23 protein-coding genes are annotated in these 26408 nt (G+C 42.6%); 20 read left to right on the top strand and 3 right to left on the bottom strand.

Annotation, left to right across the window (positions count from 1 at the left end; translation table 11 throughout):
* On the top strand, window positions 1-984 hold the full coding sequence (locus tag MAMP_RS13175) for a glycosyltransferase family 2 protein (RefSeq protein WP_007146575.1): 984 nt from the start codon (window positions 1-3) through the stop codon (window positions 982-984).
* Between the two features lie 3 nt (window positions 985-987).
* Here MAMP_RS13175 and MAMP_RS13170 read toward each other — a convergent pair whose 3' ends face one another.
* The gene (locus MAMP_RS13170; protein WP_007146574.1) at window positions 988-2217 is read right to left on the bottom strand and encodes an ArnT family glycosyltransferase; all 1230 of its coding nucleotides are present in this window, start codon (window positions 2215-2217) and stop codon (window positions 988-990) included.
* A 78-nt stretch (window positions 2218-2295) separates the two neighbouring features.
* Between MAMP_RS13170 and MAMP_RS13165 the strand changes: the two genes are divergently transcribed.
* Genes MAMP_RS13165 through MAMP_RS13120 form a run of 10 tightly spaced genes read left to right on the top strand, consistent with a single transcriptional unit; the run spans window position 2296 to window position 15006 of the window.
* Window positions 2296-3726, top strand: coding sequence for a UbiA family prenyltransferase (locus MAMP_RS13165; protein WP_007146573.1), 1431 nt, complete (start codon window positions 2296-2298; stop codon window positions 3724-3726).
* Window positions 3726-4085 (top strand): SMR family transporter, encoded by a 360-nt coding sequence (locus MAMP_RS13160; protein ID WP_040576607.1) that lies wholly within the window; start codon window positions 3726-3728, stop codon window positions 4083-4085. The genes MAMP_RS13165 and MAMP_RS13160 overlap by 1 nt, the downstream gene beginning before the upstream one ends.
* A gap of 30 nt (window positions 4086-4115) precedes the next feature.
* Entirely contained in the window at window positions 4116-5039 is a 924-nt protein-coding gene (locus MAMP_RS13155; protein WP_007146571.1) for a glycosyltransferase family 2 protein, read from the top strand.
* 12 nt (window positions 5040-5051) lie between these two features.
* Window positions 5052-6281, top strand: coding sequence for a glycosyltransferase family 4 protein (locus MAMP_RS13150; RefSeq protein WP_007146570.1), 1230 nt, complete (start codon window positions 5052-5054; stop codon window positions 6279-6281).
* A complete protein-coding gene (locus MAMP_RS13145) occupies window positions 6282-7001 on the top strand; it encodes a hypothetical protein (protein ID WP_007146569.1) in 720 nt (239 codons plus the stop codon).
* The gene (locus MAMP_RS13140) at window positions 6998-8119 is read left to right on the top strand and encodes a WecB/TagA/CpsF family glycosyltransferase (protein WP_007146568.1); all 1122 of its coding nucleotides are present in this window, start codon (window positions 6998-7000) and stop codon (window positions 8117-8119) included. The genes MAMP_RS13145 and MAMP_RS13140 overlap by 4 nt, the downstream gene beginning before the upstream one ends.
* 8 nt (window positions 8120-8127) lie before the next feature.
* Window positions 8128-9681: a VPLPA-CTERM-specific exosortase XrtD gene (gene xrtD / locus MAMP_RS13135; protein WP_007146567.1), complete on the top strand. Its 1554-nt coding sequence runs from the start codon at window positions 8128-8130 to the stop codon at window positions 9679-9681.
* Window positions 9682-9690: 9 nt separating this feature from the next.
* Window positions 9691-12081 carry a tetratricopeptide repeat protein gene (locus tag MAMP_RS13130; protein ID WP_007146566.1) on the top strand — a complete coding sequence of 797 codons (2391 nt, stop codon included), beginning with the start codon at window positions 9691-9693 and terminating at the stop codon, window positions 12079-12081.
* A 30-nt stretch (window positions 12082-12111) separates the two neighbouring features.
* The gene (locus MAMP_RS13125; protein ID WP_007146565.1) at window positions 12112-13509 is read left to right on the top strand and encodes a mannose-1-phosphate guanylyltransferase/mannose-6-phosphate isomerase; all 1398 of its coding nucleotides are present in this window, start codon (window positions 12112-12114) and stop codon (window positions 13507-13509) included.
* Between the two features lie 9 nt (window positions 13510-13518).
* Entirely contained in the window at window positions 13519-15006 is a 1488-nt protein-coding gene (locus tag MAMP_RS13120) for a phosphomannomutase (RefSeq protein ID WP_007146564.1), read from the top strand.
* Window positions 15007-15037: 31 nt separating this feature from the next.
* On the opposite strand, the gene MAMP_RS13115 is transcribed toward MAMP_RS13120, so the two are convergent.
* Both MAMP_RS13115 and MAMP_RS13110 read right to left on the bottom strand, forming a co-directional pair.
* Window positions 15038-17410: a PAS domain S-box protein gene (locus tag MAMP_RS13115; RefSeq protein ID WP_007146563.1), complete on the bottom strand. Its 2373-nt coding sequence runs from the start codon at window positions 17408-17410 to the stop codon at window positions 15038-15040.
* A gap of 19 nt (window positions 17411-17429) precedes the next feature.
* Window positions 17430-17675, bottom strand: a complete 246-nt coding sequence (locus MAMP_RS13110) for a hypothetical protein (RefSeq protein ID WP_007146562.1) — start codon at window positions 17673-17675, stop codon at window positions 17430-17432.
* A 290-nt stretch (window positions 17676-17965) separates the two neighbouring features.
* Between MAMP_RS13110 and MAMP_RS13105 the strand changes: the two genes are divergently transcribed.
* Genes MAMP_RS13105 through nuoI form a run of 9 tightly spaced genes read left to right on the top strand, consistent with a single transcriptional unit; the run spans window position 17966 to window position 26401 of the window.
* Complete coding sequence (locus MAMP_RS13105) at window positions 17966-18322, top strand: NADH-quinone oxidoreductase subunit A (protein WP_007146561.1); 357 nt, start codon at window positions 17966-17968, stop codon at window positions 18320-18322.
* Entirely contained in the window at window positions 18313-18795 is a 483-nt protein-coding gene (locus MAMP_RS13100; protein WP_007146560.1) for a NuoB/complex I 20 kDa subunit family protein, read from the top strand. Before MAMP_RS13105 ends, MAMP_RS13100 begins: the two co-directional genes overlap by 10 nt.
* Before the next feature lie 14 nt (window positions 18796-18809).
* Window positions 18810-19469 carry an NADH-quinone oxidoreductase subunit C gene (locus tag MAMP_RS13095; RefSeq protein ID WP_007146559.1) on the top strand — a complete coding sequence of 220 codons (660 nt, stop codon included), beginning with the start codon at window positions 18810-18812 and terminating at the stop codon, window positions 19467-19469.
* The gene (locus MAMP_RS13090; RefSeq protein ID WP_007146558.1) at window positions 19469-20722 is read left to right on the top strand and encodes an NADH-quinone oxidoreductase subunit D; all 1254 of its coding nucleotides are present in this window, start codon (window positions 19469-19471) and stop codon (window positions 20720-20722) included. Before MAMP_RS13095 ends, MAMP_RS13090 begins: the two co-directional genes overlap by 1 nt.
* Window positions 20719-21231 (top strand): NADH-quinone oxidoreductase subunit NuoE, encoded by a 513-nt coding sequence (gene nuoE / locus MAMP_RS13085; RefSeq protein ID WP_007146557.1) that lies wholly within the window; start codon window positions 20719-20721, stop codon window positions 21229-21231. Before MAMP_RS13090 ends, nuoE begins: the two co-directional genes overlap by 4 nt.
* Entirely contained in the window at window positions 21228-22505 is a 1278-nt protein-coding gene (gene nuoF / locus MAMP_RS13080) for an NADH-quinone oxidoreductase subunit NuoF (RefSeq protein ID WP_007146556.1), read from the top strand. Before nuoE ends, nuoF begins: the two co-directional genes overlap by 4 nt.
* Window positions 22506-22518: 13 nt before the next feature.
* Entirely contained in the window at window positions 22519-24858 is a 2340-nt protein-coding gene (nuoG, locus tag MAMP_RS13075; protein ID WP_007146555.1) for an NADH-quinone oxidoreductase subunit NuoG, read from the top strand.
* Entirely contained in the window at window positions 24855-25913 is a 1059-nt protein-coding gene (gene nuoH, locus MAMP_RS13070; RefSeq protein WP_007146554.1) for an NADH-quinone oxidoreductase subunit NuoH, read from the top strand. Before nuoG ends, nuoH begins: the two co-directional genes overlap by 4 nt.
* Window positions 25910-26401, top strand: coding sequence for an NADH-quinone oxidoreductase subunit NuoI (nuoI, locus tag MAMP_RS13065; protein ID WP_007146553.1), 492 nt, complete (start codon window positions 25910-25912; stop codon window positions 26399-26401). The genes nuoH and nuoI overlap by 4 nt, the downstream gene beginning before the upstream one ends.
* Window positions 26402-26408 lie beyond the last annotated feature (7 nt).

Genomic DNA, 26408 nt, shown 5'->3' with positions numbered 1-26408 from the left:
TTGAATAACAATTCAATAGGTGCTGTTGTTATTGGTCGAAATGAAGGCGAGCGCCTGAGAGTTTGTCTCGAATCAATTAGAGAGCAGTTGAAATATGTGATCTATGTAGATTCTGGTTCCACAGACTCTAGTGTCGAATTAGCCGAGTCATTAGGCGTTTATGTAGTTAATCTTGACCTCACTATTCCATTTACCGCTGCACGAGCCCGTAATGAAGGGGCAAAAGCTTTACTAAAGCTAACCCCACAAATTGAGTTTATTCAGTTTGTCGACGGTGACTGTGAGGTTCAAGCGGGTTGGCTTGATCAAGCCTATGTTTTTCTCAAAGAATCAGTTGATTATGCGATTGCTTGTGGGAGACGCCGGGAACGCTACCCAGATGCTTCAGTATTAAATAAACTTTGTGATATTGAGTGGAATACGCCTATCGGCGATACAAAATCTTGTGGTGGTGATGCCCTGATACGCGTAAAAGCATTCCTGCAAGTGAATGGCTACCGTGAAAGTTTGATCGCGGGTGAAGAGCCAGAAATGTGTTTTCGCATGCGTCAGCAGGGGTGGAAAATTAGGCGTTTAGATGCCGAAATGACACTGCATGACGCTGCTATGACTAAAGTCTCACAATGGTGGAAACGGCATAAACGGGCAGGGCATGCGTATGCTGAGTCTTATTTTCTTCATGGACATACTGAAGAAAAATTTCGTTTAAAAGAAGTCCGAAGCAACATGTTTTGGACGGTATTATTACTCACAATTCTTTGTTTATCATTCTGGAATCCCCTATTTTTTCTGGCAATAATTATTTATTTAATTCAAATTGTACGATTAACACTTCGAGAGCGATTAAAGTCAGGTAGTGTTTATCATTCGCTGATAACCTCTGTCTCCAACGTGTTTTCCAAATTGCCACAAACTCTAGGAATTATGATGTTTTACAGAAATGTCATATTAGGTAAAAAGCAGCGATTAATTGAATATAAATAACGCTTAAGTCTGTTTCCTCTCTTTGAGTTTCTCATATGCAGCCTGAATACTTGTAGCTGATAGTAAAGCAATAAGAGGGATGATTGGAAAATGATAACGATCGCCAGACGCAATTATTATGTGAAGAACAATAAAGTATCCCAGCAAAGCAAATATTGGCGTGCTGATGGACGCCTGCCAGAAACCATTCTTTTTGATTAGATTGCCGATCGCATATACAGATAAGCCAACCAAACTAAGCCAATAGATGGTACTGAGAAGTTTCATGGGCAAGACTAAACTTTCAGCCCCTTTTTGTTTTATACCTTCTATATTCCAATTAACACCAATATTTTCTGAACGGAAGTAATCCACAAACCGCTTGCCGGCTCGTTTAAGAAATAGCATAGGTTCTTGTTTGATGTGTTCAAGTGCTTTTTCTTTAAAGTAATTAGCTCTTTCAACTTCAGAGTCAAAATGAATATCCGGTAATGGCATGTATTCGCCACTTGACGCCGGATTATTTCCCATCCATAAAACTGGTCCGCCATTAGTTGAGATTAGAACAGGTTCCCCAAACAGGTGATAATTTCTAACAGCCCACGGTGAAATGAGAACTGCCATGGTGATAGCCACCAACATAGATGAAGTAAATAGCCTTTTCCAATCAGCATGATTCAGAAAGTGCAGAGCGAGCAAAATGAAAGGTAGTAATAAAGCTATAGGTCGAACATAGGCTGCACATACGAAGAATAGTGTGGCAGTCAAAACTGATAATACTGGTTTGTTTTGGAATCTGTACCAGCAAAATAGTCCGATTATCATAAAAAGATTGAAGAGTAGTTCGCTCGCAAGTATTGTTGTGTAATGTATTTGTGATGGCCAGAGAGCGTATATGAGACCAGCGATGGCTGCTGTTCTGGCTGAGAACCATTGTTGTGCTAATAAGATGATGAACAACGTTGTTAATATTCCTACAAAAACGTTGAATATGGCGATGACTTCGTAGTGCTGTCCAAACAACGCATACAGACTGCCATAAATCGCGGGAGTGCCAACAGGCCAGTATGCCGTTAGGTTGCCTGCAGGGTAGGCATAGCCTTTTCCTTCGCTGATGCTTTTAGCAAATTCATGGTACATTACTGAGTCAGAAACTGGTACGACAGGTATCCATAACATCCATACGATTCGTAATATAGCGGCAAGTATTAGAATGTATACTAGATGTTTGGTGAGTAATGTATCCTGCTTCATTTGGCTTCCTGTTGCTATATATTTTTAAAGTATTTTAGATGTAAAAATAAGATTGAGTAAATCAATGAATGGATTGGTATGAAAAACGGAAATAATCAGCGATTGCCACTTTTTGTAGATTTGGATGGTACTTTAATTTTTTCAGACTTGCTTGTTGAATCATCTTTAAAGTTTCTAAAACAAAACCCATTAGGCTTTATTTATTTACTGGTTTGGTTATTTCACGGAAAAGCTTACCTTAAGTCTCAACTTGCTCTTCATGTTGATCTTAATATTGAGTCACTACCCTATAACGATGAATTTATAGCATTTTTGAAGGAAGAAAAGCGTCAAGGCAGAATACTGTATCTTGCTACAGCAAGTATTGCTAAATATGCTGATCAGATTGCTACACACATGGGAATTTTTGATGGGGTTATAGCAACTTCAGCGTCATCAAATTTAAAAGGCATAGCCAAATTAGAAAAGTGTCGTGAAATTTCTCCAGACTTTGCATATGCAGGTAATGAAGCGGTAGATTTTACAATTTTTGAACATGCTAAACAGTCATATCTGGTTAATCCAACGGCAAAGGCACTTGCGCGAAATAAAGTAACGCCTGTCGACAGAGTCTGGTTAGTTGAAAAAAATCCAGTTAAAGTTGTTTTAAAAGGACTTCGTGTCCACCAGTGGCTTAAAAATCTTTTAATTTTTGTACCTTTGCTTGTTTCTGGTCTCTATCTCGACATACAATCTATCGGATATTCTATTCTTGGTTTTTTATTGTTCTCATTGTTGGCTTCTGCGACATATGTTTTAAATGATTTGAGCGATTTAGAAGCCGATAGACTGCATCCTCGTAAAAAAAATCGCCCCATCCCGTCTGGTTCTTGGCCTTTGCAAAATGCAATAGTCACGGCTATTGCATTATTTTTTCTAGTAGTAATATTGTCGATATTGTTGACGCCACTGAATTTCCAGATAGCTGTGTTGGCTTACTTATTTTTAACTTTAGCATATACCTTTTATTTCAAAGATTATGTGATTGCTGATGTGATTTCACTTGCCAGTTTATTCACTATCAGAATTATTGCCGGAACGATGATAATTAATGTCGAGTTATCATTCTGGTTACTGGCTTTTTCTATGTTTACTTTTTTTAGTTTAGCTTTAGTCAAGCGGTGTGCAGAGTTAAAATTATTATCACAAATGAACAAAACAAAGACATCTGGAAGAGATTATCATGTTGATGACTACAATCTGATGCAATCTTTTGGTGTGACTTCAGCTTTTGTTTCCTTATTGATAATGTCTTTTTATGTACAGACATCTTTGCATGATGGTTTTTATCAAACACCAATTCTTCTTTGGGCAACATTACCAGCATTCGCTTATTGGCTTTGTCGTATGTGGTTAAAAACAAATCGCGCTGAGATGCATGATGATCCTATCGTTTTTTCAATTAAGGATAAGGGGAGTGTAGTTACTATCGCTTTTATTATCTTTATTACATTACTAGCGAAGTTTTAATGCAATTCATTACTATCTCAGCCATTTTAACTAGCGTCTTACTCTCTGTTTTAGCACAGATATTTCTAAAATTTGGCATGAGTCGTTTAGCTCTTCCGGCAGAATGGCTTTCATGGGACTTTATCAATATAGTCATTAATAAGTATGTTGTTTTAGGCTTGACGTGTTATGGAATGAGTATGGTGTTTTGGTTGTATGTACTGACCCGAGTCGATGTAAGTCGTGCTTATCCATTTGTTGGTCTTGGCTTTATCGGTACGATGCTGTTTGCACATTTTTTTCTGCAAGAACCGATAACGATTCAAAAACTTGCGGGTACATTGCTTATTGTGTCTGGTGTTGTGTTATTAGCAAGATAAAACCCTTTAACGGATTATAGAGAAGAAGTTATGAGCTATTTATTGGTTTCACCATGTCGCAATGAATCTGACTATATGCGGATAACGCTGGATAGTGTTGTGAATCAGACTATTCAGCCTGATCTATGGGTGATTGTTGATGATGGTTCTACTGATGCGACGCCACAAATTTTGGCTGATTACGCAGAGAAATATCCCTTCATCAAAGTGATAACACGTGAGAATCGTGGTCACCGTAGCGTAGGGCCTGGTGTGATCGAAGCCTTTTATTATGGCTATGATCAGGTGGATGTCAGTCAGTTTGATTTTATCTGTAAATTTGATTTGGATTTAGATTTACCCCCACGTTATTTTGAGATTTTGATTGACCGCATGAAGCAAAATCCACGTATTGGTACATGCAGCGGTAAAGCGTATTTCAGAGATAAAAAATCTGGTGAGCTTATAAGTGAGAAATGTGGTGATGAGATGTCTGTTGGCATGACAAAGTTTTATCGCCGAAGCTGTTTTGAAGAAATTGGTGGCTTTGTTCGACAGGTGATGTGGGATGGAATTGACTGTCATAAGTGCCGTCAATTGGGCTGGATAGCGGTGAGCTGGGATGAGCCTGATTTACAATTCATCCACCTTAGACCTATGGGGTCAAGTCAGAAGGGGATATTTACTGGTCGTATGCGTCATGGTTTTGGTCAGTATTTTATGGGAACTGGGCTGATTTATATGACCGCTTCCTCGGTTTTCCGTATGTTGCATCCTCCATACTTTCTGGGGGGAGCTGCTATGTGGTGGGGCTATGTGAAAAGCATGCTGACCCGTCAGCCACGCTTTGCTGACAAACCTCTCGTTGCGTTTATTCGTCATTATCAATGGCAATGTCTTGTCAAAGGGAAAGCTGAAGCAACCCGACAGTTAAACGAACAACAAACTGTTGTTTGGCAACAATCTCACGGCTAGAAGGGAATACGTTTGAAACTGGCATATCTGGCACCTGAGATTCCTGCGTTATCTGCCACATTTGTATATAACGAAATTCTGGCCTTGACTGAACTAGGCCATGAGATAATACCGTTCTCTGTGCATAAACCAATCATGCCTGCCACTGATCAACACCTTGATGAATTGAGGTCGAAGGTTATATACCTTTATGCAATGTCAAAAAAGACTGTTTTTTTTAGTCATCTCAAATTACTGACTAAAAAACCTATTCACTACATCAAAGCACTTAGTAAGTGTGTGAAAGATATGTTCCAAGTGAACATTCTATCGCGTGATGCACGAGGTCTTCTTTATCGCTTCTTCTATGCAGCTAAGCTGGCACAAGATTTATTAGACAATGATATTCAGCATTTACATGTGCATTTTGCACATGTGCCCACTGATATTGCGATGTATGCCAGTATGCTTTCAGGTATTTCTTTCAGCGTAACAGCTCATGCCAACGATATATTTGAGCGCGGTTTATTGTTAGATAAAAAGGTCGAAAGGTCAGGTTTTTTTGCCACAATTTCTGACTTTAATCGTCACTATATTCAGCAGACCTATCAAGTTGATCCTGGTAAATTAGAAATTATTCGCTGTGGCGTAGATAGTCGTGTGTTCACTCGCAAGTCTTCAATCGCATTATCAGATCCTGTTCGGATCGGTGTGGTCGGCAGATTGGTAGAAAAAAAAGGCATTGATACGCTTATTTCTGCTCTAGCTATTCTGCAAACTCAATTTTCTGATTTTAAAGTGGAGATTGCTGGTTCAGGTCCACTGGAAGAGCAATTAAAACAGCAAGTCAACCAACTTGAGCTGACCGATAAAGTTACATTTTTAGGGGCATTACCTCACGATCAGGTGGTTAAATTTGTTACTGGATTGGATTTGTTTGTCTTACCCTGTAAAAAAGACAAGCAGGGCGATATGGATGGTATCCCGGTCGTGCTGATGGAAGCTATGATGGTGGGGACGGCCGTTATATCCGCAAAGATTTCAGGTATTCCTGAGCTGGTGGTTAATGAACAAACCGGTATGCTGATTGAGCCTGACAACAGCGAACAATTGGCTGTAGCGATGCTCGGGCTAATAAAGGACGAGGCTTTAAGGACGACACTGATCAGTAATGCCGAGAAAAAAGTTCAACAAGAGTTTGCACAGGATATCAACGCCAGGCGTTTGCAGACATTATTTACTGAAACAATCGGTCGTTTTTAGATGCAAAAACAGGGACGGTTTTTCAGACGACGATATATTCTTGTTCCTACGCCATGGACAGTAATTATTACTATATTGTTATTGCTTACCATAAGCGTATTTCTTGTAAACAATGTTGCCTTCTTTTTAGCGAAACAAGAGCCAGTTGAAGCTAATATTCTAGTGGTAGAAGGCTGGCTCAAGCCAGCCGCACTCAGTCAGGCTTACACTGAATATAAAACAGGTCATTATGATTTGGTCATTACTACCGGCGGCCCTGAAGCAAGAAATTTTACCGACCAGTTCGATTCATATGCCGAACAATCGGCATATCAGCTAGCCTTATTGGGGCTTGACGAGAATAAGTTACAGGTTGTTGCCACCCCAGCTTCTGCTCAGGATAGAACCTATTTAAGTGCCGTTATGGTGAGAAAATTTATTGAGTCATCAATTGTCGGAGATAAAGTGATAGGCATTAATGTATTTTCTGCTGATGTTCACAGCCGTAGAACTCAGTTTTTATATCAACAGGCTTTTAATGCTTTGCCCATACCTATTGGTATTATCCGTGCTGTGCCTGAGGACTTCACTTTGCAATATTGGTGGCAAACCAGTGCCGGAGCCAAAACGGTACTGGTTGAATTAATCGGCTGGATTTATGCTCATTGTTGTTTTGATTTACCAGCCAGGAACTCTCACCAGGAAATGTGGGGATTACCTCGCGATGAGACTATAAAATGAGTAACACATCTTTTTTTCCTGACCTCCATCAGCGAAACAAACAACATGTATTGATGGGCTTGCCTTTTGACTTTGTCAGTATGGCTGAATCAGCAAGCCTAATTGAGCAGGCGGTTTCATCAAAAAAACGCTGTTTTCTCTCTACCCCAAATATTAATTTCACCATAACAGCGAATGAGGATGATGCATTTTATCAATCAGTCGCTGTCAGTGATTTATCTGTGATTGATGGCATGCCTTTAGTTTGGCTAGCTAAAATGATGAAATTACCGGTCAAAGAACGAGTAGCCGGTTCAGATTTATTTCAGTTTTTGTCCGAAAAAAAGAGAGAGCAGCCGATTAAAGTCTTTTTCTTCGGTGGTGAAAGCGGTATTGCCGAAAAAGCACATAAACAACTTAATATTGATTCCGCGGGTATGGTGAGTGTTGGTTTTTATGATCCGGGGTTTATCAGTATTGAAGAAATGAGTCAGGACAATATTATCCAGAAAATTAATGACGCAGAACCTGATTTTTTGCTTGTTGCGCTGGGTGCCAAAAAAGGTCAGGCCTGGATTATGAATAATATGGATAAGCTAAACGCGCCAGTGATTAGCCATTTGGGGGCGGTGATTAATTTCGTGGCTGGTTCAGTTATCAGAGCGCCTGAGAAATGGCGTAAATTCGGACTGGAATGGCTTTGGCGTATAAAACAAGAGCCAAACTTGTGGAAACGGTATGTAAAAGATGGCTGGAGTTTGAGTTGGTTATTACTGACAAAGCAACTTCCCTATTATTTTGTCGATAAAAAGTATAAGCGTGGTGTGAGTCAGGATAATGCCGTCAACTGGCAGCCAAACACATACACCTTATTTTTAGCCGGCTGTTTTCAGTCTAGTAATCTTGAAAAATTAGATGCATTGATAAGTACCATGGTGTTAGCTAATCGCTCCCAATTAAAGATCGATTTGTCTGGTGTTAGCTATATTGATAGTGCATTTATGGCGAGATTATTGACACTTCAGGGCAAGCTTAATTTGGCAGGTTGTGAGCTTATTGTTTTGAACCCCAAACAGAAAATAAAACGATTAATGTCATTAGCTGGTGTTTTAAAACGATTCAAGGTAATCTCAGGCTAATTCATTACATGAAACAGCAAGGAGCAGGCACAGTGTTAAGCTATCAAAAAGCAAGTGTATTTATAGTCACGCTTGTGTTGGCTTTTATCACCTATTGGGGGGGAATTGCTGAAGCATATACGCGGTGGAATACACAGGAAGAGTATAGTCATGGTTTCCTCATTCCACTGGTCAGTCTGTATATACTTTGGGAGAAAAAAGATCTGATTCTCTCATCGGTCTCTCGGCCCATGTGGAGTGGCTATTTTTTAATTCTTCTTTCACTACTCGTATACATACTTGGAGAATTAAGCGCCTTATTTATTCTGATTCAATATTCCTTTGTTCTGACTCTGGTTGGCTTGTCCATGATTTTTCTTGGTAAAGCCAGTCGATATACACTCGCTCCTATCTTGCTACTGTTATTTGCCATACCTTTACCATACGTCATTGAGGTCGTGCTGACGGCGAAATTGCAGTTGGTGTCATCCTGGTTAGGTGTTCAGGTTATTCGTCTGTTTGATATTCCTGTTTATCTGGAAGGGAATATCATTGATCTTGGCGTCTACAAACTTCAGGTGGTTGAGGCCTGTAGTGGTTTGCGCTACTTATTCCCATTGATGAGCCTTGGGTTTATTGCAGCTTATTTTTACCGTGCCAGCTTCTGGAAAAAAGCCGTCGTTTTTCTGGCAACCATCCCTATTACGATTTTGATGAATAGTTTCCGAATTGGTGTAATTGGTGTGCTGGTGGATAACTGGGGTATTGCCCAAGCAGAAGGTTTTTTACATGATTTTGAGGGCTGGATTATCTTCATGGCCTGTGCTGGCCTACTTGCATTGCTGATTTGGTTAATGGAAAAACTGACAACGGGCTATTCGTTTGCCGATGTCTTCGGGGTAGAGCAATATAATAAAACCAAACCAATATTTTATGAAAATAATGCTTCGTCATCGGGTAATCTGATAATTTTTTCTCTGACTGTTCTCACTCTTTTATCCAGCTATGGTGTAACACACTATATTGATAATCGTCAGGAAATCATTCCAGAGCATAATGCCTTAGTAAATTTTCCGATGCAACTGGAGGAGTGGACAGGATATCAAATGCCTTTGGATGACAGGGTTGAGTCCAAATTGGCCATGACCGATTATTTATTAGCAAACTATCAAAATAAGCAAAAACAAACAGTCAACTTTTATGTGGCTTATTATGAAACGCAACGTAAAGGTGAGTCACCGCATTCACCACGCGTATGTATTCCTGGCGGTGGTTGGGAGATAGCTGCATTTGACCGAATCGAAGCGAATGGCCACCCCGCGAATCGTGTCATCATTAAAAAAGGCACACAAGAACAACTCGTGTATTACTGGTTCCAGGGGCATGGTCGTATTGTCGCGAATGAATACATTAACAAGTGGTATTTATTACAAGATTCAATCATTAAAAACAGAACTGATGGCTCATTGGTGAGAATGGTCACCATGGTGGCAGACAATGAAACAGTGGCGCAGGCAGAACAACGAATATTGTCGTTTATGCAGGTCGCCGAGCCAAAGTTAAAACAATATATTGCGGAATAAGGTAGGGATATGAAAGCGAGTAAAGGTTTATTGCTGGTATTGATGCTGGGGATGGCAGCGGGATGTGGAAGTTCTGCTGATAGTGCAGCGGATTATGTTGAAAGTGGTAACGAGTTTTTTGATAACGGGAATTATGACAAAGCTCGGTTAGAATATAAAAATGCTATTCAGATTGATCCCCGACAAGCAGAACCTTACTATCGATTAGCCCTGTTAGATGAGCAAAGCAAAAACTGGAAGCAAATGTTTGCTAATCTGACCACGGTTGAACAGCTGGACCCCAACCATGTAGATGCTCAGATTAAACTGGGACGACTCTACCTGCTGGGCGGTAAACTTGATGAAGCGATGACCAGAGCCGACAAAGCGCTGTCTTTAAAACCTGAGAGTTTTGATGGTCGAATTCTCAAAGCCTCTATTCTGGCTAAGGAGCAGAAGTTTGATGAAGCATCCAAACTGCTTGCTGAAGTAGCAAAAGATTATCCTGATCATAAAGACATTCTGTCTTTAGAAGTTTTAATCCTGAAAGACAAAGGCCAGTTACCTGCCGCACTGGCAAAAGCTCAAGAGGCTGTTGAAAAATATCCTGAAGATCTGTCGTTGCGATTAATCGAATTAAGTCTTTATAACGAAATGAAAGACTACAAGGGTATGGCTAATGTCTATGAAGAGATTTTAGAGCGAAAGCCTGATGAACGCGAAGTGGTATTGTCTTACGCTAAACTTTTAGTCTCACAGTTGGATAGATATGACGATGCGCTAAACATCTTACAGTCTTTCCTGAAAATACATCCTGATGACGCTGAAGCTCAGCAATTTTTACTGGGACTAATTAATCAGAAAAATCCTCAAGAAGCACTCACTAAACTGGACGAGATGATTAAAGCCGCACCCGAGAACTATGACTTGCGTTTTGCTAAAGCGGCCTTGTTAGATAAAAATGGTGATGTGGATGGTTCTGTCAGCGAACTTAACCGTATTGTTGAGGAAGACCCACAGGGTATTAACGGAAATAAGGCGCGGGTGATGTTAGCGTCTTACTATGCGTCAAAACAGGATTTCAACAAGGCACGTGAATTAGCACAGGCGGTTCTTGATGTTGCTCCTGAGGAAAGTGGTGCATTGTTGGTCAGAGCCAAACTGGACTTAATCGATCAAAAGTATGATCAGGCAGTCACGGATTTAAGAACCGTATTAAGAAACTCGCCTGATTCTGATGAAGCTATGATATTACTTGCACAAGCCTATCAGAAACAAGGTTCTGAAGCTCTGGCAGAAGACAGCTTCCGACAAGCTTTAGCAGCCAACCCTTATAACGCAACTGCTGCATTAACAGTATCGAGTATGTTGGTTCAAGAAAGTAATTACGATAAGGCTGAACAAGTTTTGGTGACGGCTTTAGACAAAAATCCGACCAACGCTACATTGCTGCAACAACTGACAGAGGTCAGAATTCTTAAGAAAGACTGGAAAGCAGGCATTGAAACCATTGACCTTCTTAAAGACCAGCAAGGTGATACCTTACTTTCCCATTTATTATCTGGACAGTTATACGAAGGGCAGGGTGACTACGCGCTTGCCAAGGCCGAGTATGAAGCTGCTCTTGAGTTGGAACCTAATTCAAGTCGTGCAATGCAGGGACTGGCTACCAGTATGGAAGCATTGGATGAAAATGAACAACTAGAAAGTTATTTGAACAATTTCAACCAAAAATACCCTAATTCGATGAATGGTTATGCCACTCTGGCTATTCACTACTTTAGGGTCGACAAAGCGGAACAGGCTGTCAGTATTCTTGAGAAAAAAATTGCTGAACAGAAAAACTGGACGCTGGGTTACTCGCTCTTAACAGATTATTACTTACGTAATGACAAATTAAATGACGCTGCAAAGGTATTGAAACAAGCGGTTGATAATATAGATGACAATATCCGTTTTTCACTACAACTGGCTTCTATTGAAGAGTCGCGAGGTAATTATGGTGAAGCACGTAATTTGTATGATGCAATTCTGAAAAAGAATAATAATGTGGATATTGCTGCTAATAATTTAGCCAGCTTATTAACCGATCGGTTCGAGTCGCCAGAAAACTTGAACCGTGCGTTGGAAATCACCCAACGCTTTAAGTCTTCAACACAACCTTATTTTCTGGATAGTTATGGTTGGGTCAATGTAAAACTGAATAAGCTCGATGAAGCAAAACCCGTGCTGGAACAGGCGGTTTCATTAGAGCCGAATGTTGCGGTATTTAATTATCACCTCGGTGTTTTACATGCGAAACAGGGCAATAATGATTTAGCCAGACAATATCTGAACACGGCTAAGCAACAAGCATCACAAGATAATGATAGTACTTTAATGGCCGATATTGACACGGCATTGAGTGCACTAGATAACTAAAGCTATTAACTTGTTAAAGCGGAATTTTAAATGATACCTGTTGTAATGTCTGGAGGAAGTGGTACGCGTTTGTGGCCACTTTCACGTAAACATAAACCCAAACAATTTTTGAATTTGTTTGGTGATGACTCTATGTTTCAACAAACTATTCTTAGACTGAAAGGTTTAGATAGTGCATCTCCTATAGTGGTATGTAATGAGAGTCACCGGTTTATGGTGGCGGAGCAATTACTAGAAATTGGTATTGAATCTCCCAGTATCTTACTGGAGCCTGCTGGTAGAAATACAGCGCCTGCTATTGTGAGTGCTGCATTTCAAGCACTTTCTCGTGAACAGGATCCGGTACTGTTAGTTTTGGCTGCTGATCATGTTATTGCGGATATTGAAGCCTTTCATCAAGCAATAAAAATCGCTGAACAGCAAGCATTAGCGGGAAATTTAGTGACATTTGGTATTGTTCCGAATTGTGCCCATACAGGTTATGGCTATATACAGGCTGAAGAAAAAGAGGCGATTTCTGCAGTTAAACAATTTGTTGAAAAGCCGGATTTAGAAACCGCTGAGCAATACCTGGCCTCTGGCGAGTATTACTGGAACAGTGGGATGTTTATGTTCAAAGCTTCGCTATTGATCGAAGAAATGAACAAATTCAATCCTGATATCGTTGAAAAATGCCGTTTAGCCGTATCACAAAGTGAACAGGATTTAGATTTTGTCCGCTTGAATAAAACTGCTTTTGAAGCCTGCCCATCGGACTCCATTGATTATGCTTTGATGGAGAAAACCAATAAGGCCGTCGTCGTGCCGCTTGATGCTGGCTGGAATGATGTCGGCTCCTGGTCATCGTTGTGGGAGTGTTCACAACAGGATGAGAACAATAATGTACTGAAAGGCGATGTCGAAATACAGAATGTGAAAAACGCTTATATTCACAGTGAGCACCGACTTGTTTCCGCAATTGGTGTTGAAGATCTGGTAATTGTAGAGACGGCGGATGCGGTGATGGTCGCCAGTAAAGCACAGGCGCAGGATATCAAAGATATCGTTGCAAAACTCAAATCACAATCACGCCCTGAAGCTGAAAATCATCGTCTTTGTTACCGCCCGTGGGGATATTATGATTCTATTGATTTGGGTGAACGGTTTCAGGTCAAGCGTATCCGAGTAAAACCGGGCGCATCACTTTCTCTGCAAATGCATCATCATCGTGCTGAGCATTGGGTGGTAGTCCAGGGGACGGCTGAAGTAACCAGAGATGATGAGGTTTTCTTACTTTCTGAAAATGAATCAACTTTCATTCCTGTCGGACAAAAGCATCGACTGCATAATCCGGGGCGAGTGCCTTTAGAAATTATTGAAATTCAATCCGGTGGTTATCTTGGTGAAGATGATATTGTTCGCTTCCAGGATAATTACCACCGCAACTAAACTATCCAGATGAAAATTCATATTGAACAATTGATGTCAGATTCTGGCGTCAAATTTGGTACTAGTGGTACCCGTGGTCTGGTCACTGATATGACAGATCGTGTTTGTTTTGCTTATACCGCAGCATTCTTGCAGCATCTGATAGCTGGTAATCAGATTCAAACAGGTGATGAGTTCGGTATTGGTGGCGATCTGAGGTTAAGCAGTCCGCGTATTATGAATGCCGTGGCTAAAGCCTGCCAGTATTATGGTTTACGTCCCGTTAACCTGGGGTTTATTCCGTCGCCAGCGGTTGCTTTGTACGGTATTCAACATAAAATGCCGACCATTATGGTGACCGGAAGTCATATCCCCGATGACCGCAATGGCATGAAATTTAATTTGCCGATTGGGGAAATACTGCAGGCGGATGAACAAGCCATAAAACAACAGTTTGTTGATATTCCTGATGAGTTGTTTAATAACGACGGCCACTTTATCAAACAAGATGATGTTTTCGCTGAGCCATCTTTATTAGCTGAAACGCTCTATATCGAACGCTTCTCACATTTTTTCCCAGAAAATTGCTTGTCAGGCATGACTATTGGTATTTACCAGCATTCTGCTGTGGGTAGGGATTTACTTCAACAGATTTTATCTGTGTTAGGTGCAAACACTATTTGTCTCGGGCGAAGTGAGCAATTTGTATCAGTGGATACTGAAGCGATTCGTCCTGAAGATGTTCAACTTGCTCAACAATGGGCTTCTAAACATGAGCTGGATGCGATTGTGTCCACGGATGGTGATAGTGATCGACCGCTTATCAGTGATGAAAAAGGGCGTTGGCTTAGAGGTGATATTGTCGGTTTGTTAACGGCGATCTATCTTGCTGCTGATATTGTCGTGACCCCTGTCAGCAGTAACTCCGCTGTCAATGCTGACTTTTTTGAGCAGGTCATACGTACCCGAATAGGTTCACCTTATGTTATTTCAGCCATGCAAACGACCGTCGGAGAATCAAAAAAACGTATTGTGGGTTATGAAGCCAATGGTGGTTTTTTACAGCAATCAGCCATTGAATTAGCAGGAAATACATTAAGCCCTTTGCCTACAAGGGATGCGGTTATTGTTATTTTAAGCGTGTTGTTATTGGCCAAACAACGACAACAGAGCGTGTCTGAACTGAATTCTTCTATGCCAGCGATTTACACCAGTAGTGATCGACTGAAAAACTTCGCACTGGAAAAAAGTCGTTTACTGCTTGAAACATTATTACCTGATAATGAGCTGAGTCGAGAGCAGGTTAAACAGCTATTCCCATTCATGGGTGAGGTCAAAGCTGTTGATACAACCGATGGTGTGAGAATGTCTTTTGCTGATGATGAAATCATTCACATTCGGCCCTCTGGCAATGCCCCGGAACTCCGTTGTTACATTGAAGCCAATCACGAAAAACGTGCAATAGCGTTAAACCAGCAGGCGTTAGACGCCATACAACTTTGGGCCGGGTCAGTTTAACTTATACCTGTTTAGGGTGACTCAACTGAGCTTAGTGTTTGATAGCTTTTTCTATAGCTTGGTTGATAGTTTCAATTAACAGTTCAAAGTTAAGCGGTTTAGTCAGATAATAATCAAAGCCTGCTTTCAGACCTTTATCAATGTCTTGTGGCATCGCGTTAGCACTTAAAGCAATCGTTTTAATATCCCGGGTGATTGCTGAACGCTTAAGGTCTTTTAACGCCTCAAAGCCACTCTTGCCTGGTAAGTTAATATCCATAAGAATAACTTGGGGCTCAAATTGTCTGGCCAGCTCTAATCCTGCTTCTGCATCAGCGGCTGTTAACAGAGCAAATTGCGGATATTGTTTAAACACGCGCTGCATCAGGTTCAGGTTGGTTGGATTATCTTCTATGCATAAAATTTTGATATGTTTAATTTGAGCGCCACTCAGTTGATCCGGCTCACTATCTGCAGGAGATAAGATCGAGCTATTGTTAGCAGATGAGCGTTGCAGCTCTATCCAGAATGTCGATCCTTTATCTGGCTCACTTTCAAAGCCAAAACGTCCATTCATCAACTTAATCAGTTCACGACTAATGACCAGTCCTATTCCGGTTCCTTGTATATCTGAGGTGTCTTTGTCGAGACGGTCAAAAGGTTCGAATAGCCGTTGCTGTAATTTTTCATCAATACCATAGCCCGTATCTTTGATAGCAATGCGGGTTGATTGGTTATCTGTGTGGCTGATAATAATTTCTATACTGCCATTAGGTCTATTGTATTTTGCTGCATTGGATAATAAGTTAAGCAATACCTGTTTTAATTTAACGTGATCGGCACGCACAAAGAGGGATGTGGTTTGTTTTGGGTAACTCTCTGTAATACTTAAATTAAGTGTCTTAAGATGCGTTTGTATAAAAGGTAGGATGTGATCGATGAGTGGTTTTAGCTCAACATCTTCAACAGACACTGACATATGGCCACTTTCTATACGAGACAGATCAAGTACCTCATTAATTAATGACAGCAAATGATTTCCTGAGCTTTCAATCATACTGACCGATTCGCGTTGGTCATCATTTAACTTATCCATCTGTAGCAGCTGAGAGAAACCGATAATGGCATTGAGCGGTGTTCTCAGCTCATGACTCATCTTGGCAAGAAACTCACTTTTAGCCTGATTAGCATGTTCAGCCTGCTGCATGGCTTTGATCAGTTCTTGCTGATATTGATAACGTTCAGAAATATCACGAATCACGCCGATATAAAATTTACGATGGCCAAACTGCATCGGGCTGACATTGAGTTCAATCGGAAATTGACTGCGATCTTTCCTGGTCGCTGATAATGAACGGGTCCGATGAATAATTTTCGGTTCATGTATATCAGCTTGTTTCAGATAATTATCATGTTTATGTCGCTGTTCTTCATCTATTAAAATGGATACCGGCTGGCCAATCAATTCGGCTTCCTGATAGCCAAATAGTAAACAGATGGCGGGATTGACCATGGTGATTCTTCCCTGATCATCGATGGTGACAAAACCATCATCTGTTTGTTTAATAATGGCATCTCGTTGTTGCAGTGAGACAATTTGTTGCTGGGTGGAACGGCGATAGAAATAGGTACCAAATGCCGTCATAAAAATGATAAACACAATACTGACAATGACGCTGAATAACAGCGAACGGTATAGTTTGTATACTTCGGAAACCTCTGTTTCTGTGACAATCCCCATATTGAGTTGCTCATCCCAGCGCCAGCTGCCGATGACTTTGACGCCACGATAATCACGATAGCCTTTCAGGTTGACCCCAGTTTTATGCTGGGTCAGGGACTTAGCCATCAGTGTCAATGGCATAGGGCTTTTCACTTTTTTGTCGGGTGACTCCAGTAAATCAAAACCGGGGTCACGGACTTCGAGTTTCAACTCAGTGAGCGGATTCGAAGCATCGATTAATCCTGCTCGAATTAATTGGTTAGTAAATTTACTTTGGGTCAGCATCCGCCCTTGTTCATCTATGGCATAGGCTTGACCGGTTTGTCCGACCTGATTTTCATGAAAAGCCGGGTTAAACAGCTTGTCTGGATTAATTTCAAACGCAAAAAAAGCGACTGTTTTTCCCGCCCAATCATGGATAGGAGCAATAAATAACATGGTTGGTAAGGGATATTGATGCCGTAATGTTGATTGCCATACGGATGAAGGCATAAATGGATGAGAGGTATAGACATCCTTTTTCGATAATGCAGCAAGAATATTATCTGGCAGGGTAATATTCTGTTCAGGCTTTGCGAAACCGCTGATGCCTGACAAAATCAACTCACCGTTGAGGTTAAATAATTTGTAGTCTCGGTAACCTTCATTGGTGATCGTTGCTTTCAGACTGCCATCAACGAGTTGATATAAATCCTGCTGCATCGCTCTGTTTTCATGTTTATTAGCATAAAGCGATTTGCTGAATAACGGTATTCTCTGCCCAATAAACACTATTTCGCTGGTGATTGGTGAAAGATTGTTTGACTCTGTTAATGGAGGTAACTAATGCCGTATTTAGACGTGACGTGACATCCTCCTGAATCAGTGAGAATAAATGCGAAGCTGCCACACCAGCGGCTATTAAAGCCGCTAATAAAATGATGATCGCTACCACAACAGGTGTACTTAACCACTTATTCTTATTCACCTGAAATGATGCACCTTATTGTTTTTTTATCTGAGACATTGGTTTGTTGGGAGTTGAGCATTGCTCAAATCAAAGTAAGGCATATTCGAGCACAATCTATTCAGTTCTGTCCAGTCTCATAAGCTTGGTAAAAATCGTTATTTATCAAATATTGTGACTTCTCATCAGCGTTTTTAGTGTGTAGTATCAATCCTGATGATTGCGGTCATAGTTGATAATGCAATCAGGGGCATGAGCAGTGACGCAAGTCCCTCATGCTGAGTTGTCGAGACATCGTAAGGAAGCGCAGCATGCTGGAGAATTATCTCCCGATTTTGTTGTTTATCATTATCGGCATCGGCTTTGGTGTTCTGCCATTGCTGGCTGGTTTTGTATTAGGACCTCGTCATCCGGATAGTGAAAAACGCTCAGCGTATGAATGTGGGTTCGAGCCTTTTGAAGATGCTCACATGAAGTTTGATGTTCGTTATTATCTCGTCGCTATTCTCTTTATTATCTTCGATTTAGAAATCGCATTCCTGTTCCCCTGGGCCATCGTATTAGATGAGATCGGTGTATTCGGACTCCTAGCCATGTTCTTATTTCTGGGCATTCTGGTGGTTGGGTTTGTGTATGAGTGGAAAAAAGGAGCGCTGGAATGGGAATAGAAGGTGTTCTTGAAAAAGGCGTTGTCACCACCTCTGCTGACAAGCTGATTAATTGGGCAAGAACCGGATCCTTATGGCCAATGACATTTGGCCTGGCCTGCTGTGCTGTGGAAATGATGCATGCGGGTGCTGCACGTTATGATCTGGACCGATTTGGCATTGTATTCAGAGCCAGTCCTCGTCAATCTGATGTAATGATCGTTGCCGGTACACTGGTAAATAAAATGGCGCCGGCACTTCGTAAAGTATACGACCAGATGTCTGAACCACGCTGGGTGATTTCAATGGGTTCCTGTGCTAACGGCGGCGGTTATTATCATTACTCTTATTCTGTAGTCCGTGGTTGTGACCGGATTGTACCCGTAGATATCTATGTGCCTGGCTGCCCCCCAACGGCTGAGGCATTACTGTACGGAATATTACAACTGCAGAAAAAAATTCACCGTACTAATACCATAGCCAGACAACCCTGAAAGCGACCTGTTTTATGATGCAAACCCTAAAAGCTAAACTTGAACAGGATTTTTCAGAAGCCTTGCTGGACTGTGAGCTGGTTAGAGATGAAATCACTTTGCATGTGGCAGCAGAGCACCTTATCAACGTTTGCACAACACTACGTGATGACTATCAATTTGAGCAATTGATGGATTTGGCGGGAGTGGATTACTCAGAGTACGGTGGCAGCAGTTGGGAAACGAAACAATCAACAGAGTTTGGCTTTAGCCGCGCTGTAGATGGATTGGGTCATGCAGAACCAGTGACGGATGGTTATCGCTTTGCTGTGGTTTATCAGTTGCGGTCAATCAAACATAACCAACGCTTACGGCTAAAAGTCAGACTGGCTGCCGAACAGCCCCTCGTCGACAGCGTAACAAGTGTCTGGGCAAGTGCGGATTGGTATGAACGTGAAGCCTTTGATATGTTTGGTATTTTATTTGAAGGTCATCCTGATTTACGTCGCATTTTGACCGACTACGGCTTCGTCGGCCACCCGTTTCGCAAAGATTTCCCACTTATTGGCAATGTTGAGATGCGTTACGATGAAGACAAAAAACGCGTGGTGTATGAACCGGTCAGCATTGAACCAAGAACCCTGGTACCCAGGGTGATTCGTGACGATAACCGTTATCTCAGGGATGAGAAATAATGGCTGAGATAAAAAATTTCACACTGAACTTTGGTCCACAACATCCGGCTGCACATGGCGTACTCCGCCTTATTCTAGAAATGGATGGTGAAGTCATTGTCAGAGCGGATCCGCATGTTGGTCTGCTGCATCGGGGTACAGAAAAACTGGCTGAATCCAAGCCGTTTAATCAAAGCATCGGTTATATGGACCGTCTCGATTATGTGTCGATGATGTGTAACGAACATGCCTATGTGATGGCTATCGAAAAACTGATTGGTATCGATGTGCCCGTCAGAGCGCAATACATCCGCGTCATGTTTGATGAGATTACCCGGGTGTTAAATCATTTGATGTGGCTGGGAGCGCATGGCCTTGATATTGGCGCAATGACTGTTTTTCTTTATTGCTTTCGTGAACGTGAAGATTTGATGGATTGTTACGAGGCGGTATCAGGAGCAAGAATGCATGCCACCTATTACCGTCCCGGCGGCGTTTACCGTGATTTACCCGATAAGATGCCTCAATATCAAACATCGAAATGGCACAACGAAAAAGAGATAAAGAAAAAGAATCAAAATCGTGAAGGCAGTCTATTGGACTTTATAGAAGACTTCACACAACGATTTCCTCATTGTGTCGACGAATACGAGACCTTATTAACCGACAACCGTATCTGGAAACAACGCACTGTCGGTATTGGTGTGGTCAGTCCGGAGCGAGCTTTACAACTTGGTTTTTCAGGGCCGATGTTAAGAGGTTCAGGTATTGAATGGGATTTACGCCGTAAACAGCCTTATGAAGTCTACGACCAATTGGACTTTGACATTCCGATAGGTAAGGAGGGCGACTGCTACGATCGCTATTTAGTCCGCGTAGCCGAGATGCGTGAGTCTAACCGCATTATCAAACAATGTGTGGATTGGCTCAGAGCGAATCCGGGGCCTGTGATCGTTGACGATACTAAAGTCGCCCCACCTAAACGCAGTACGATGAAAAACGATATGGAAGCCTTGATCCATCACTTCAAATTATTTACCGAAGGTTATTGTGTCCCGGAAGGTGAAGTCTATACTGCGATTGAACATCCCAAAGGCGAGTTTGGGATTTATATGATTTCGGATGGAGCCAATAAGCCTTATCGCGTGAAAATTCGCGCGCCAGGGTTCCCACACCTGGCAGCTATGGATGAAATGGCAAAAGGTCATATGTTGGCGGATGTGGTTGCCATTATCGGTACGATGGATATTGTGTTTGGTGAGATTGACCGATGACAGAAATGGTATTGACCGGACCTAAACAGACTTTATTTACTGAGCAACTTCGTGCTGAGTTGGATAAGTGGATAGCCAAATACCCGATAGGCCGGGCTCAGTCGGCGGTCATTCCATGTTTACATATTCTGCAAGAAGCGAATGGTGGCTGGCTTTCCAGAGCCATTATGGATGCGTTGGCGGAATACTTATCCATGTCAAACATCAGTGTCTATGAGGTGGCGACCTTTTACAGCATGTTTGAGCTGGAGCCGGTCGGTAAACATAAGATCAGCCTGTGTACCAATATCTCTTGCATGTTGTGTGGATCAGAAGAAATTCTCGAACATTTGCAGCAACGCTTATCCATTAAGCCAGGGGAAACAACAGAAGATGGTTTGTTCACGCTAAAAGAGGTGGAGTGTCTTGGGGCTTGTGTCGGTGCACCAATGTTGTTGATGGATAAGCAATATCATGAATACCTCACTAAAGAAAAAATTGATGCTTTAATTGATGGGGTTCAGTCATGAAGCTGGATCAAGTCTGCTTTCGTACCAGCCATCTGTCTCCATCGTGGACCTTGGAGGCCTATCGTCAGGTGGGTGGTTATCAGGTGCTTGAAAATATCTTGAGTAATAAACTCAAACCTGAATCTATCATCGAACAGATTAAAAACTCGGCATTACGTGGCCGTGGTGGCGCCGGCTTCCCTACCGGGTTGAAATGGAGCTTTATGCCCAGACGTTTGCCCGGCGATAAATATATTGTCTGTAATTCTGATGAAGGCGAGCCCGGTACCTGTAAAGACCGTGACATTCTCAGATTTAATCCACACCAGGTGATAGAAGGCATGATTATCGCCGGTTACACCATCGGTGCCCAAACGGGTTACAACTACATCCGTGGTGAATTTTATGAGCCAATAGAACGCTTTGAGGCGGCATTGGAAGAAGCCAGGCAAGCAGGTTATCTAGGTAAGGATATTCTGGACAGTGGCTTTAATTTTCAGTTGCATACCCATATCGGTGCTGGCGCTTATATTTGCGGGGAAGAGACCGCCTTACTCGAATCACTGGAAGGCAAAAAAGGCCAGCCACGTTATAAACCACCATTTCCAGCCGGCTATGGTTTATATGGCAGGCCGACCACGATTAACAATACTGAAAGTCTGGCGTCTATCCCCGTGATTTTGCAGCATGGTGCTGACTGGTTTCATGACTTGGGAACACCGAATAATGGTGGCAGCAAAATTTTCTGTATGACCGGCCATGTCAATAAACCCGGTAACTATGAAGTACCGCTCGGTACTCCCTTTGCTGAGTTATTGGAATTAGCCGGTGGCGTCAGGTATGGCCATCAATTAAAAGCGGTGATTCCAGGTGGCTCCTCGACCCCTGTGGTGCCCGCTGACATCATGATGGGACTGGATATGAGTTATGACGGCATTGCAAAAGCACGTTCAATGTTGGGTGCCGGTTCGGTGATTGTTATGGATGATTCAACTTGTATGGTGAAGGCCTTACAGCGTATTGCTTATTTTTATTATGAGGAGTCGTGCGGTCAGTGCACGCCATGTCGAGAAGGCACTGGCTGGTTATATCGGGTTGTGAAACGGATTGAAGAAGGCCAAGGCAGACAAGAAGATTTAGATCGGCTGGTGGATGTTGCTGAGAATATTAATGGCAATACGATTTGCGCCTTGGGTGATGCTGCCGCGGCCCCGGTTGTCAGTTTCATCAAACATTTTCGTGATGAATTTCAATACCACATCGATCACGGTCGGTGTATGGATAACACAGCGTGAAGGCTGAGTAGACATGGTTAATATCGAAATCGACGGTATTCCGCTGAAAGTGGATTCAACAAAAATGATTATTCAGGCTGCTGATGAGGCGGGCATTGATATTCCACGTTTTTGTTATCACAAAAAGCTGTCGATAGCGGCGAACTGCCGGATGTGTCTGGTTGAAGTTGATAAATCCCGTAAAGCGTTACCAGCGTGTGCGACTCCCGTTACGGAAGGCATGAAGGTGTTTACTCATTCCAAAGTCGCGGTCAATGCTCAACGCAGTGTAATGGAATTTTTGCTGATTAATCATCCGCTGGATTGCCCTATCTGTGATCAGGGTGGTGAATGCGAGTTGCAAGATCTTTCCATGGGGTATGGCGAAGGCGTTAGCCGCTTTACAGAAGGCAAACGTGTTGTCAAAGACAAAGATATTGGGCCTTTGATTCGTACCGATATGACACGCTGCATTCATTGCACTCGTTGCGTTCGTTTTGGTGTGGAAATCGCCGGCGTTAAAGAGCTTGGGGCAACTGGGCGTGGCGAACATATGGAAATCGGTACCTATGTCGAGCACAGTCTGGTTTCAGAGCTGTCCGGCAATATTATCGATCTCTGTCCTGTGGGTGCCTTAACCTCAAAACCGTTTCGTTATAAGGCGCGTGCCTGGGAAATGAAAGCCCATCCTTCTATCGCACCTCATGATGCCATTGGTTCCAATATTGAGCTGCATGTCAGACAAAATGATGTGATGCGAGTGGTGCCAAGAGATAACGAGTCTATCAATGAGGCCTGGTTATCAGATAGAGACAGGTTCTCCTACCAAGGCTTGGCACATTCAAAGCGACTCACTGATCCGATGATTAAGGTGGAAGGTGACTGGCAGGTGGTTGACTGGCAAACCGCGCTGGAAGCAGCGGTAAAAGGTTTGCAAACCGTTATTAACAAACATGGAACAGAAGAGGTGGGTGGCTTAATTTCCCCGACAGCGACCTTGGAAGAAGCGTTTCTTTTTCAGAAATGGTTACGGGGCTTAGGTGTTGAGAATATTGACCATCGCCTGCGTCAACAGGATTTTTCAGATCATCCAGAACAGTATCCTCTGAATAATTGGACATTGGCAGAAGTGCAGGAAAGTGATGCTGTTGTCTTGATTGGCAGCAATATCCGGGCTGAACAACCTATCCTTGCTCATCGGATAAGACAGGCGGCCTTGGTTGGAGCGGCAGTAACTAATATCAATTTTTTCCTGACCGATATGCTGATGCCGGTTGAGTATGAAATGGCTGTTGATATCAATGCGATGCTCACAACATTAGCTGGTATTGCCAAAGTCTTATCGTCAATTGCCAATGACACTGATGATGAGTGGCAAGCTTTGTATCCGGAACGTACGCCCAGTGCGTTTGAGCAAAATGTGGCAATGCAATTATCCAATGCCACTACCGCAACACTTATTGTAGGAGATTTAGCCAATCACCATCCCAATGCAGCGAAAATTCGTGCTTTAGTGCAGAAGATTGCCGAGTTATCTGGCAGCCGTTGTGTTGTTATGCCATCAGCCAATAGTCAGGCTCATTTGATTGCCAATACGCTACCCGGTGGTGCAGCTAAGAATAGTCTGCAAATGTGGCAACAGAGTCTGCGGGCTTATGTGCTGATGGACTTTGATGCATTACAGGATACTGCGGTGCCAGTAATAGCCAAACAGGCATTAAAACGCGCTAGTTTTGTGGTGGGGCTGCATAGTTTTGACAGTGAATTTTTAAGACAAACGGCCGATGTGATATTACCCACGGCCTGTTTTACTGAAACATCTGGCACGTTTGTCGGAATGGATAAACAATGGCAGCAGTTTGCTGGTGCTGTTGCTCCCAGAGGTGATAGTCGGCCTGGTTGGAAAGTTCTGCGTGTACTGGGCAATGTCAGCCAAATACAAGGGTTTGACTATATTTCGTCACAGGATGTGGTGGATGAGATTCGACAAAACCAGTCTGAGATGCAGGCGAAGACGGTTTCAGCTTATATTCCTGATTCGTTGACGGCGGAATCAGAGTTGATGATGATTTCTGAAGTGCCAATGTATCGGACTGATGTTTTACTAAGACACAGTGACGCATTACAAAAAACGCCTGAAACTCAGCGTGCCCAGTTTGCCCGTATCAACAGAAAAGAAGCAGAAAAATGGGATTTGAACCATCAAACGCCGTTGACGCTGACACAAGAAGACAAAGTGGTACGCTTACCATTAGAGATTGATGACAATATTGCAGATGGCTGCGTGTATGTCGCGGCCACTACAGATGCGGCTAACCGCTTAGTCAGCTTATTTGGTCAGGTCTCTGTTTCTCAAAGTGAGGCAGCCACATGATCGATATGTTTTTACAGGATATCTTGCCGAATCTGCTGAAGATCTTATTAATTATTGTGCCTTTAATGCTGTCAGTCGCCTATCTGACTTACGCCGAGCGTAAAGTGATTGGTTATATACAAACGCGGATTGGTCCTAACAGAGTCGGTCCCTGGGGATTATTACAACCGATAGCAGATGGCCTGAAACTGCTACTTAAAGAAGTGATTTTTCCAGCAAAATCCAATTTATATTTGTTTCTGATAGCGCCAGTTTTGGCGATTGGCCCGGCGCTGGCGGCCTGGGCGGTAATGCCGTTTGATGATGGCATGGTGTTGGCTGACATTGATGCCGGTCTTTTGTACATCTTAGCGATCACCTCAATGAGTGTGTATGGCGTGGTGGTGGCAGGTTGGGCATCTAATTCTCGTTATGCCTTTTTAGGCGCATTACGTAGTGCGGCACAAGTGGTGTCGTATGAAATTGCTATGGGATTTGCTCTGGTCGGTGTACTCATTGCGGCTGGCAGTCTGAATCTTGGTGAGATTGTGCTGGCTCAGCAAGGTGGCTTCTGGCACTGGTATTTCATACCACTGTTTCCGCTGTTTATTGTTTATTTTATCTCCGGGGTGGCCGAAACCAACCGGGCGCCGTTTGATATTGCTGAAGGGGAGTCTGAAATCGTCGCCGGTTTCCATGTGGAATATTCCGGTATGGCGTTTGCTATTTTTTTCCTCGCTGAATATGCCGATATGATTTTGATTTCCATGCTGGCTGCGACGTTATTTATGGGCGGCTGGTTATCACCGTTTGACGGTATCCCTGTGTTGGAATCGGCTTTTGCCTGGGTACCTGGTTTGGTGTGGTTATTAGCAAAAACAGCCATATTCTTGTTTATGTATCTGTGGTTTCGAGCAACATTTCCGCGTTATCGTTATGACCAGATTATGCGTTTGGGCTGGAAAATATTTATTCCGGTGACACTTGTCTGGTTGGTGATTGTGTCGACGGCTCAAGTATTGGATATCGGGCCTTGGTTCACAGAAAGTGCAGTATTAACTGCGGGAGGGGGATGATGTCAGGTCTCCGTCATTTTTTTAAGAGTTTTTTATTGTGGGAGCTCATTCAGGGACTTCGTTTAACCGGGCGTTATTTATTTGCTGGTAAGGTGACGGTTCAATACCCTGAAGAAAAAACACCTCAGTCACCCCGGTTCAGAGGACTTCATGCATTAAGACGTTACCCGAACGGGGAGGAACGCTGTATTGGCTGTAAATTATGTGAAGCGGTCTGTCCGGCATTAGCCATTACTATCGAAACCGAGCCCAGGGATGACGGCAGTCGTCGCACCACACGTTACGATATTGATTTGTTTAAATGTATTTATTGTGGGTTTTGTGAAGAGTCCTGTCCGGTCGATTCCATTGTCGAAACTCGTCATTTTGAGTTTCACTTTGAAAATCGAGGCGAACAAATTATGACTAAAGATAAATTACTGGCAATAGGGGATAAATATGAGCCAGAGATTGCTGCTGATCGTGCGGCTGATGCACCATATCGTTAGGATGACT

Origin of the sequence: Methylophaga thalassica MP (assembly GCF_000214595.1) — a bacterium.
Classification (GTDB): domain Bacteria; phylum Pseudomonadota; class Gammaproteobacteria; order Nitrosococcales; family Methylophagaceae; genus Methylophaga; species Methylophaga thalassica.
Note: the sequence above shows the minus strand (reverse complement) of the source record. Positions and strands in the feature narration are given on the sequence as shown.